Source organism: Frigoribacterium sp. CFBP 13605 (assembly GCF_014839405.1).
Lineage (GTDB): Bacteria > Actinomycetota > Actinomycetes > Actinomycetales > Microbacteriaceae > Frigoribacterium.
Window position 1 is genome coordinate 1 of the sequence record NZ_JACYNS010000234.1, and the last position, 321, is coordinate 321.

Consider the following 321-nt stretch of genomic DNA (forward strand, 5'->3'; position numbering starts at 1 on the left):
GGGTCGGTCACGGCGAGGGCGCGGGCGACGGCCGCACGGGCGGTCCGTCCTTCGCGGGGGCCGACCGTGTCGGCGGCGCCCCGGGCGGTGGCGTCGGCCCCGTACGGGCCGTCATGGACGGACTCGGAGGCGCGCAGTTCGTAGCCGAGGACCGCCTCGGCGAGCTCGAAGGCGGTCGCGACCAGCGCCTCCTCGGCGTCGTCCAGGACGGGCGCGACGCGGGCGTCGAGCGCGCGGGCCGACGAGGCGAGGGCCTCGACGGCCGAGACGGTCGCGGCCTGGAGGCGGTGCAGCAGGTCGGAGTGCTCGGCCTCGAGGACG

The 321-nt window shown here is 78.8% G+C and carries 1 protein-coding gene; it reads right to left on the reverse strand.

Annotation, left to right across the window (positions count from 1 at the left end; genetic code table 11):
* Positions 1-321 (reverse strand): hypothetical protein (locus tag IFT36_RS16200; RefSeq protein WP_374058406.1); only part of this gene is annotated, 321 nt, incomplete at both ends.